Here is a 10,372-nt window from a genome sequence, read left to right on the forward strand (position 1 = left end):
TACTAGACCTCTCCAGAAATAGGATATTGACCCTGACTATGTAAGGCTTCTATATTCTTTTTCGGAGATATCTACTTAAGATAACTTAGTAGAGAAAAAACTCGTCGTCGTGAATCGGTAAATGAGTTACGACCATGCAAGAATCTTGAATTATCAATCATGAGCAAGTCACCGGATTGCCATGGTATTACCCCAGTAAATCTGTCCATCAGTTGCTCGATTTGGTTAATAACTACCACAGGAATCAGAGAACCATCTTCAAAAGTTACTATAGCGTCTTCGTCGTTTTCCTCTGTGTTCTCTGTAAGGATGCTGTTGGCAAATGCATCCTGATTTCCATACTTAGTTTTGACCACAGCTGAGCAAAAATATTCTAGAGAAACAGACTGATCTTTGTATATCTGATAATTTACCTCAAGACCTTCCAGCATTCGCTTAACATCAGCGAGGGTTGCACCTGTACCCAAAAAACGCTTCCAGAGATCAGCAGGAAATTTTTGAAAATACCTAATTTTGTTTGAGGCAAATAATTGTCTTAAATCTTCATTCATTTCGTTCCAGATTTGGACGCCATCCCAGAATAACGTCTCACCGCCTTCTTCTGCGGGAACATCACAACAAAACCACACAACATCGGGTCGAAAGGAAGGAGTATTAGCGTTTTCACAATGAGGACTAATATAATGCATATCTGGGTCTACCAAAGTGACCAATCCCTTCTTCCTATCAATGATCGGTCTGTGCCTATCTAAAATAAATCTAGAACTAAATTGTTCAGCAAATGCTTGCATTTGTTCAGAGTTGACACCAAAGCCTTGAAACAGAAGAAGTCCACATGACTTGAAGATTTCCAAAACTTCATGGGTTGATAGACTAAGAATACTTTGCTCGTTTTTGCTGTAAACTATTTTTGCTGTACTAATTCCGACTGGTTCAATTTTGAGCATTATGAGTCTCCTTTCCGATTGATAGCCTAGTTTTCAACGGACAGTTTTTTTCGATTGTTTGAGTAATATTTCTTTACGTCGGTTGCTGACCTCTATTTGCTTTTGCACCCGCTGACGTATCAACCCAAAAGTAGGATTCTCTAGATTTTGACTTAGATATTGGGCCAAGGAGTTAATCGTTGGATTCTGAAACATTTCTACAACTGATAAGTCCCGGTTAAAAATTTCTCTCAAGCGGCTATTAACCTGAACCATCAATAACGAATGACCGCCAAGGTCAAAGAAATTATCATTGATGCCTACTTTTTCTAGGTGCAGCACTTCTTGCCAAACATTCGCGATCGCTCGCTCTACCTTAGAACGGGGAGCCTCATATGTGACTGCCAACTCTGAGCACAAACTTTCGGGAGCAGGTAAGGTATTACGATTTAATTTGCCGTTAGGCAATAAAGGTAAGGTGTCTATCGACATAAAAACGGAAGGCACCATATACTCAGGTAACTGCTCTTTTAGGTAGCTTCGCAGTTCACTATTTGTAGGTTTCTTGCCTAGATGGGGAACGAAATAAGCTACTAATTGCTTATTGCCAGATTGTACTTCTCGTGCTACAACAGCAACTTCCTGTATTCCTGGATGTTTGACTAATACTACCTCAATTTCTTCTAATTCAACACGAAAACCCCGAAGCTTAACTTGGTGGTCAATGCGACCAAGGATTTCAATGTGACCATCGGGTAAATAACGAGCTAAGTCTCCTGTTCTATACAATCGCCCACCTAGCTGGTTGCTGTAAGGATCTGGAATGAACTTAACAGCCGTGAGTTCAGGTTGGTTCAGATAACCTCGGGCAAGACTAGCACCGCCAATATGTAATTCACCAGGAACTCTCATAGGAACTGGCTGACTGTGTTGGTCTAGGATATAGAACTGCGTGTTGGCGATTGGGTGACCAATTGGCAGGACACCGTTATGAGTTTCTACTTCTACTTGAGAGACCGCTGACCAGATAGTGGTTTCAGTAGGACCGTACATATTCCAGAGAGAAGCACACCGATTTCCAATTTGATTGACCAATTGTGCAGGTAAGGCTTCTCCACCACAAAAGACTTTCAATTGATAGTTGCCCTGCCAGCCTGTTGCCAGAAGTAGTTGCCACGTAGCTGGTGTAGCTTGCATGATTGTAGCCTTTGAGTGACTCAATTTTGCTGACAACCGTGTTCCGTCCAAAACAACCTCCCGGCTGACGATTACCAAACGGGCACCCACTATGATTGGAAGAAAAAGTTCTAACGCGGCAATATCAAAAGATACGGTGGTGACAGCTAGCAAAGTATCTTGCTCGGTTAGCCCTGGCGTTTGGTGCATAGCTTGCAAGAAGTTGTTTAATGCGCTGTGGAGAATTTGTACGCCTTTAGGCTTGCCTGTGGAGCCTGAGGTGTAGATAGTATATGCTAAGTTGTAGGCTATAGTCTGACAGGCTAAGTTTTCCTCGCTTTCCTGGGCAATAATTTCCCAATCAATATCCAAACAAACAGCTTTGGCGTTAGGTTCCGGCAAAGTCTTCAACAGTTTTTCCTGAGTTAAAAGCACTGATACTTGAGCATCTTCTAAAATGAAGGCTAATCGTTCCTTGGGATATGCAGGATCTAGGGGCAAGTAGGCTCCACCAGCTTTCGGGATGGCCAATAGCCCGATTAGCATTTCCAAGGAGCGCTCTAAACAAATCCCCACTAATACCTCTGGTTTGACTCCCAGTTCTTGCAGGTAGTGTGCTAGTTGATTTGCTCGGTTATTCAACTGGCGGTAGGTTAATTGTTGGTTTTCAAAGACGATTGCAACAGCATCTGGTGTTTTCTCTACCTGTGCCTCAAACAATTGATGAATGCACTTATCTTGTGGATAGTCTGTCTTGGTATCATTCCACTCAACTAATAACTGCTGGATTTCTGGTGGCGTTAATAGTTGCAATTCTGAAATACATTGTTCGGGATCGTTAACTATGCTTGACAGTAAAGTTTGGAAATGTCCCAACATCCGGGTAATGGTATCTGCATTAAATAAATCTGTGTTGTACTCGAAAGTTGCAATTAACCCTTGCTCCGAGTCCTCCATAAACAATGTCAAATCAAACTTCGATGTACCGTTATAACCTTCCTCATAACTAATTGATACATCAGATAAACTTAAATTTGGTATTGGAATATTTTGAAGAACGAACATCACTTGAAATAGTGGATTGTAGCTCAAGTCTCTGCTTGGCTGTAGTTCCTCTACTAACTTTTCAAAAGGTAAGCCTTGATGAACGTAAGCTTCTAAAGCTGTTGATTTCACCCGCGCTAACAAATCCTGAAAATTTAAGTCGCCAGATAGGTCTGTACGCAACACTAAAACATTGACAAAAAATCCGATTAATGAATCAATTTCTGGTCTGTTACGATTGGCAATTGGCGAACCTACTAAAATATCAGTCTGACCTGTGTAACGATACAGCAAAGTTTTAAAGCCTGTTAACAAGGTCATAAACAAAGTTACTCCCTGCTGGCGGCTCAAGTTCTTTAGCTCTTTTGTCAGAGTTTGAGAAAGAACTAATTTCGCTTGAGCGCCTGTGAAGGTTTGAACTGGCGATCGCGCCCGATCAGTTGGTAAATTCAGTACAGGTAGCTCACCGCTTAACTTTTGTTTCCAATAGGTAAGTTTTGGTTGAATGCGATCGCCTAGCGTGCGCGTAGCGCTCTCGCCATCAAGCCATTTTCGCTGCCAATTGACAAAATCTCCATACTGAATTGGTAATTCAGCAAACGGTGTACCCTTTTGGGGAAGCAAGCTACGCGTAGCGTCTCGTAGAGAGAGTTTGCCTGTTGAGAATGCTTCATATAGTGCAGCTAGTTCTTTAATCAGAATACTGATAGACCAACCATCTGCAATTATATGATGCAGAGTTACCAATAATTGATAACTTTTATTATTTAGATGTAAAATTTTAGTACGCAAAAGCGATTGAGCAGATAAGTCAAATGGCTGTTGTGCGAACTCTGTAGCTAAACGTTGTGCTTCTTGGGTACGCTCATTTTCTGATAAAGAACGCAAATCTTCAACCGCCAAAGTTACGGGTACAGCTTGATTTACAACTTGGACGGGTTGTCCATTTTCTACTGTAAAGCTTGTGCGTAATACTTCGTGTCGTCTAATAATCTCGTTAAGACTATCTTCTAAGGCTGTTAAGTTAATACAACCTTTGAAGTTAATAACTATAGGAATATTATATGTAGGAATATCGGGAGTTAGCTGATTGATAAACCATAATCCCTGCTGGGCAAAGGATAGAGGATAAATAGATGTGTTTTTCTCTTGTTGAGTAAGGGATATTGAGGGTATTGCGTCTGTTGTCAGTTGAGCAAGGATCTTTGTAGCTAGCGATCGCGTACTCATCCCTTCAAAAAAGTCTGCTACGGATACTTCTACCTCTAAATCAACCTCAATTAGATTTTTCAACTCAAATACTTTTAAAGAATCAAGTCCCAGCGTGCTTAATGGTTCTTCGGGATTAATATCATCTGTTGCAATTGAAAGTACTCGCCCCAAGAGTTCAATCAGATATGATTCTAAAACTGGTTGACACTCTTTTGGGGAAAGTGCCAACAGTTCAGAACGCTGTAATTGAGTTTCGTTTCTGGCAATATCACTAATCTTGAGAATGTCACTTCCAACTACATTCAGTTCACCATTCTCAAACTGAGTGCGAGTTGCACGACGTTGAATTTTACCGCTGGAAGTTTTGGGTATACTACCTGGTTTAATTAAAACCACAGCATAAACTTGTACTTCATGTTCTTGGGCGATCGCTTGCCGAATTGCATTAACTACTTCTGCTAAATTTGGCTTGGCGCGAAACTCTAATTCTTGTACAACTACGAGCCTTTCTTCGTTGTTAACCTCTACTGTAAATGCTCCATTAGCACTGGAACGTAAGGATGAATGGCTGCGTTCTGCGGTTAATTCGATATCCTGCGGGTAAAGATTGCGACCGCGAATAATAATTAAATCTTTTGCTCTACCTGTAATGAAAAGCTCACCATTCTCCAAAAAGCCTAAGTCACCAGTCCGTAAAAACGGACCCTCTCCTGTATCTTTCAAATAAGCGTGGAATGTTTGTTCTGTTTCTTCTGTTCGATTCCAATAACCCTGACCTACACTCAGTCCAGATACCCAGATTTCGCCAACTTCATCTGATGAACAGCGTGTTAATGTTTCAGGATTAACAATAACAATCTGTTGTTGAGGAATAATTTGACCGCAACTGACAAAGCTTTGGATATCTTGACTCTGGGCGGTTGCTTCAACTATCTGGTTCTGTGAAAGTGCAGATTTTTCTACAGTTTTTATCTGAGCTAAGGCTGTTTTGATCCCACCAGAAACTATTAAAGTTGCTTCCGCCATACCGTAACAGGGGTAAAATGTTTCCTGACGAAAGCCACACTCAGCAAAGGTGGTTGCAAATAGTTCAAGAGTATCTTGCCGGACTGGTTCAGCACCGTTAAACGCGACACTCCAACTACTCAAGTCAAGAGTTTCTTTTTGTTCTTGAGTAATCCTTTGAACACATTGTTCAAAGGCAAAGTTGGGGCCACCACTCGTTGTGCCTTTATAGCGGGAAATTGCTTGCAACCAGCGGTAAGGTCGTTGTAGGAAAGATGCTGGCGACATTAAGATACAAGGAAAAGCACCATATAAAGGTTGCAGAATCCCACCAATCAACCCCATATCATGGTAAACAGGCAGCCAGGATACAAACTTGCTGCTGGGTGAATGCTCCATGAGTTGGTAGGTTACGGCAGCGTTGTGCAGCAGATTGCCATGACTGAGCATGACTCCCTTTGGTGTGCCTGTAGAACCCGATGTGTATTGCAGAAAAGCTAGAGTATCTCCATTGATTGCTGGTTGTTGCCAAGAATCTTCTATACCCTGTGCTATGTTGTCAGTTGTCAGCCAGTGAAAATTTCCCTGTTTTGTTTCAGGTGTGAGTATTGATTGTAATGTGGGGAGCATTGCTGTTGTGGTGAGAGCAACACTTGCCTGTGCATCTATGCTAATAGCTTGTATTCTGGGCGTTTTACGTTGATTGCGAGGCGGATAAGCTGGAACCGCCACTACCCCAGCATATAGACAACCAAAAAATGCTATTAGGTAATCCAGTCCAGAAGGATACAGTAATATGGCACGTTCTCCACTCAAACCAAGAGCTTGGAGTTGAGCTGCTACAGCTCGACTGCGCCGATCTAATTCATGGTAAGTCAGTGTTAATTCCTGAGTCTCTCCATCTTCAAGGAAAGTAAATGCTTGTGTGTGTGGTATGTTGCAGCTGCGATCGCGCAGAATATCAACGATAGTCGCACACTGAGAGGGAATTTCTAGGTACTTATTGATAAATTCAGTCATTATGCTTCAGGTAATCAGATGCACACAAACAATAGTTGCAAAATTAATCTCACACTCACTCCTGACTGAACAAGGTTTTGAGCCGTTCTTGTGGGGATCTTAATTTAAAAATCCACTTAAATACAGCTAACCTTAAACTGACATACCTCTTTCTGGCTCAAAGTGCTGCCTTTACAGGATTATTTAATTGAATTGGTAAAACTCAAAGAACACCTCAATCCTGCTCTAGGGAAGACAGGGCGAAATTAGTCAGTCAGCAATCCAAGCTTTGATATTGCTAGTTATTTTCATTTAGACTTTCTTACATTACAAGGGATTATGGCATTTGGCAATCCTGTAATTAATAGCAAATTATTATCAATAGTTTAAATATGTGTCATTTTAGACTATCACCAAAATATTCTATGACTTTTGATAGATGTCAACGGCTGAAAAAAGTCGAGTGTTTGAACGACCTGATTTTGACTCAAGCATAGAAATTCCGTAGTCTAAGGATAGTCTAATGGCTCAGTTGTTAATTGGGACTGTGCGTAGGTGTAGCCCGCCGCAGGCATTGCCTGACGACAACGTTCAAGACTGGGATCTCCCGCAAAAACTCGCCGATTTAGCTGATGAGCGATTTCTATCATATCCCTACTTGGTAGCCAGGGAAAAATTACTGTGTCTCCAGATGCCGAAAACATCTTGATTAGCTGTTCAATCAGCTGCTCCTTTAAATCTGATTCCGGAAAGATAATCACAGTTTTCGCTCGTTCAACTAACCAATCATGATCCGGTGTTGCTGAATCATGGGATGATTTCGCTCAATTTGGAACGAGTTTTCAATGGTTTCAAACGCCAATTCATCCCGCATTTATGCAACGCCCATGATCCCAATCATCTGAAGTAATGGCAATGGCAAGAGCAGCAAAGGGTATGCGTTCTATAAATTGTGGTGAAGCTGTATCGCCACAGAAGACAAAATGTTGATTTTCTAGTAAAAACCAACCCGACTGATTTTCATTAGGATTTACAACAATAGGCAAGACTCTTGATGACGTTGCTATAGTCACCTCTAAAGCTGGTGTTTCAACTTTAACCGCCTCCTTGGGAATGATAGCCAAGATTTCCGGCTTCTTAGAAGTAAGTGGTTGTGGTGGCTCAGGCAAAGCAGTAGCAGAAGTACAGTGCGATTTCTCCGACTCAATTACTTGACGAATACTCTTATGAGTTATGGTTTCGCCTTCATGAGCACGTTGTAGAAATTCCTCGCGGACGTTTTGTGGAGTTGATGGTGCTGCCAAAAGGTAGAGCGCAGACGTGGCAATATCTACTTGTGCAAAATTTGCACGTTCAGCCAATGTTTCATAAACATTAATAAAATTGTAAGCTGTCCGTCGGCTCCAACCAAACTCAGCTTTCAGCCAAGTCTCAAAATGTCCGTGTTTGAGCCGAGAACGCACGTCAGCCAGCTTTTGACCAATTTCCCAAATATCCTGTGCTGAACGCCGTAAGCGCTCCTTAATTTCTCCAGTTCGCTGCTGAATAACTTGACGCTGTTCGGAATCCAAAATTTCATAGTCGAAACTAGTGACTGCTTGACTCTGTTTTTTGAACTTGCTCACAATTTCTTTAAACTATTTTGTATATATTTATCATACTCGATTATCAGTTGATTTTCATCCGTGATATATAAAATATAAGCTCTTTTGTCAATACCTCTAAATGTAGAGATGCATGGACAAAAGCGCCACTCGTGGTAGGGAGGAAAGCCATCCCGCCACTCGGTGTACGGTTTTTTATCCAAAAATAATAACCGCCACAAAATTCCTCCCCTGCTTCCCCTGAACTACCTCAAGGGCCTGCCTAAATTTATCCCAAACCCTTATGAATACGTTATTTCCCAATTGCTCTAACTTCAAAACAAATGGCTAAACCCGCAGCTATAACGTTAACAAAGAGAGAAGGATGAGGATAAATATAAAGTGAGTAGCTTGATCTATTACCAAATTAATGATAATCTTTGTTATTAAGTAAATTCAGTAGATCACAAAGTTTTCCAAAGGTCTTAATAGCCCTTGATTTGGGATGGGGAATACAATCCTCTAAAATCACCTTCGAATCTACCTGTTGGCTAACTTTGTTATGGATTGACTGAGGAGTGATCGCATATTGCGGGTGCTTTGCGCCATCGCAACCACTGATCATTGCCAGTTTTCCAAACATGGGCGCCAACCCTGATTCTTTTTTAGTTTGCAAAACTTTTGAATCTAGTGAATTGACTTTATTGACAATAACAAACAGTAAAAACTAGCTTCTAATAGCAAAATTATGAATAGTTCAACTTAAGTAATATTCCTAACTAGTAGTCTGCAACCCAAAAATGCGCTTGTGAGGACTGGGGAAAGGGATTTAAACCCTTTACCCATTCCCCCTTCCCCTTTACCCCGCCAAGTTCACTTGGCGAACTACTAGTGGCACAACACCTGTGGGATCAGTAATCTATTACACTTCCAACAACTCCACTTGTTTTAGTACAGGTAAATAGAGTTTAGCCAAAATAGTTTCTAAGACATAACTTTTAGATACTAAGAGTTAACTTTCCACACATGGGTTCCTGAGCAAGGCAAATCTCTTTATCTAGCTAGAGTCTAGATTTGAGTCCAGCAAGAAAAATCAAAGCTGAGAATTAGTTGCTATGCAAACAACGTCACCCCAGGTAAGCGTGGATGATTTTTTTCTAGAAGTAGACCACATTTTTGTCTGTACGACCAAAGACGCTGAAAGTATCTCAGTTCTTCAAGAACTTGGTCTTCACTGCTCTAATCAGGCGGTGCAACATTTCAAACAAGGAACAGCCTCAAAAATAATTTTTTTTGAGAATACCTATCTTGAGTTAATTTGGATAGAAGATAAACATTTAGTGGAACAGCAGTCTGTACACACAGGCGTTCATACCCTGAGTCGTCTTCATGGGCAGCATATAAGAGCATCACCCTTTGGTGTCGGTCTACGTAGGAAGTTTAATCATGGCAATTTGCGATCCCATTCAACTTTATACTGGTCTGAGTGGATGCGATGCCTACGGCGGGCTACGCCTACGCAGATGTCTATTAGTTTTGCAGCAGAAAATCTTGTGAATCAGGAAGAACCTTTTTGCTTTATGATTCCTGACAGTATTGCTTTGACAGCTTGGCTTGATCCATCATTAACAGCGCATCAGAAGTTAATTTCTCATCCCTTGGGTGTCAAAAAACTAACGAGCGTCAAAATCACAATTAATAGCGACAAACATTTGACTGATGCTATGTCTCTGCTTAGTACACATAGTTCTGTCGTTATTGAACGAGGGGAATCTCCACTACTAGAGTTGACCTTTGACGAGGGTATCAGAGAAAAAAATCTCGATGCACGACCAATTCTGCCAATTTTGTTGAAATATTAAAACATAGCCTGTTGAAGAAGAATTCAGAAGTCAGAATTCAGAAGTCAGAATTCAGGAGTCAGAATCAAGACGCTCTCTAACGCTAACGCTAGCGCGAACGCAGACTCGCTTGCCGTCGGCGCTATCAGTCGGGGATTCAGACCCGCGACTTTCTTGTTGACCACCAAATTGAAAATTTGGTGGGGGTGCAAAAACGCCGATTATTCAGACGCCAGTCATATAGAATTCATTCTGACTTCTGACTCCTGACTCCTGAATTCTATTCGATAACATCACTGGCCAAAAGAATGTGAACTGAGGTATTACTATGGCAACAATGGGAAAGTATTGCAAAGCTTACTCTTTGAAAAAGTTACGTGAGTTCAGTCAGTGGACTGAGTATGCTGAAAACACAAGGAAAGAAAATACATCAGTTGAGGGTAAGGAAGTCGAAAGTAATATAGCAATCCTAAATCATTTATGAGAAAATACGGAATAGAGATAAAGGTGTAATTACCAACAAGTACAGTGAGGGATCAATGTGGATGCGATCGCTATCAGAGTTTATCGAAAATAGCCTTCGACT

Annotated in this window: 6 protein-coding genes; 1 reads left to right on the plus strand and 5 read right to left on the minus strand. The window is 41.2% G+C overall.

Annotated elements, in window-relative coordinates:
• Positions 1–71 precede the first annotated feature (71 nt).
• The 5 genes from LC586_RS20940 to LC586_RS20960 all read right to left on the minus strand — a co-directional run bounded on the left by LC586_RS20940 (position 72) and on the right by LC586_RS20960 (position 8,621).
• Positions 72–947 (minus strand): TauD/TfdA family dioxygenase, encoded by an 876-nt coding sequence (locus LC586_RS20940; protein WP_229486630.1) that lies wholly within the window; start codon positions 945–947, stop codon positions 72–74.
• 33 nt (positions 948–980) lie between these two features.
• Positions 981–6,383: a non-ribosomal peptide synthetase gene (locus LC586_RS20945; RefSeq protein WP_229486631.1), complete on the minus strand. Its 5,403-nt coding sequence runs from the start codon at positions 6,381–6,383 to the stop codon at positions 981–983.
• A 488-nt stretch (positions 6,384–6,871) separates the two neighbouring features.
• Positions 6,872–7,123, minus strand: coding sequence for a hypothetical protein (locus tag LC586_RS20950; RefSeq protein WP_229486632.1), 252 nt, complete (start codon positions 7,121–7,123; stop codon positions 6,872–6,874).
• 102 nt (positions 7,124–7,225) lie between these two features.
• Positions 7,226–7,987, minus strand: a complete 762-nt coding sequence (locus LC586_RS20955; protein WP_229486633.1) for a DUF3102 domain-containing protein — start codon at positions 7,985–7,987, stop codon at positions 7,226–7,228.
• Positions 7,988–8,372: 385 nt separating this feature from the next.
• Positions 8,373–8,621, minus strand: a complete 249-nt coding sequence (locus LC586_RS20960) for a hypothetical protein (RefSeq protein WP_229486634.1) — start codon at positions 8,619–8,621, stop codon at positions 8,373–8,375.
• 439 nt (positions 8,622–9,060) lie between these two features.
• On the opposite strand from LC586_RS20960, the gene LC586_RS20965 reads away from it, so the two are divergent.
• A complete protein-coding gene (locus LC586_RS20965) occupies positions 9,061–9,807 on the plus strand; it encodes a VOC family protein (RefSeq protein ID WP_229486635.1) in 747 nt (248 codons plus the stop codon).
• The last annotated feature ends 565 nt before the right edge of the window (positions 9,808–10,372 follow it).

The organism is Nostoc favosum CHAB5714, from assembly GCF_020829495.1.
Classification (GTDB): Bacteria; Cyanobacteriota; Cyanobacteriia; order Cyanobacteriales; family Nostocaceae; genus Nostoc; species Nostoc favosum.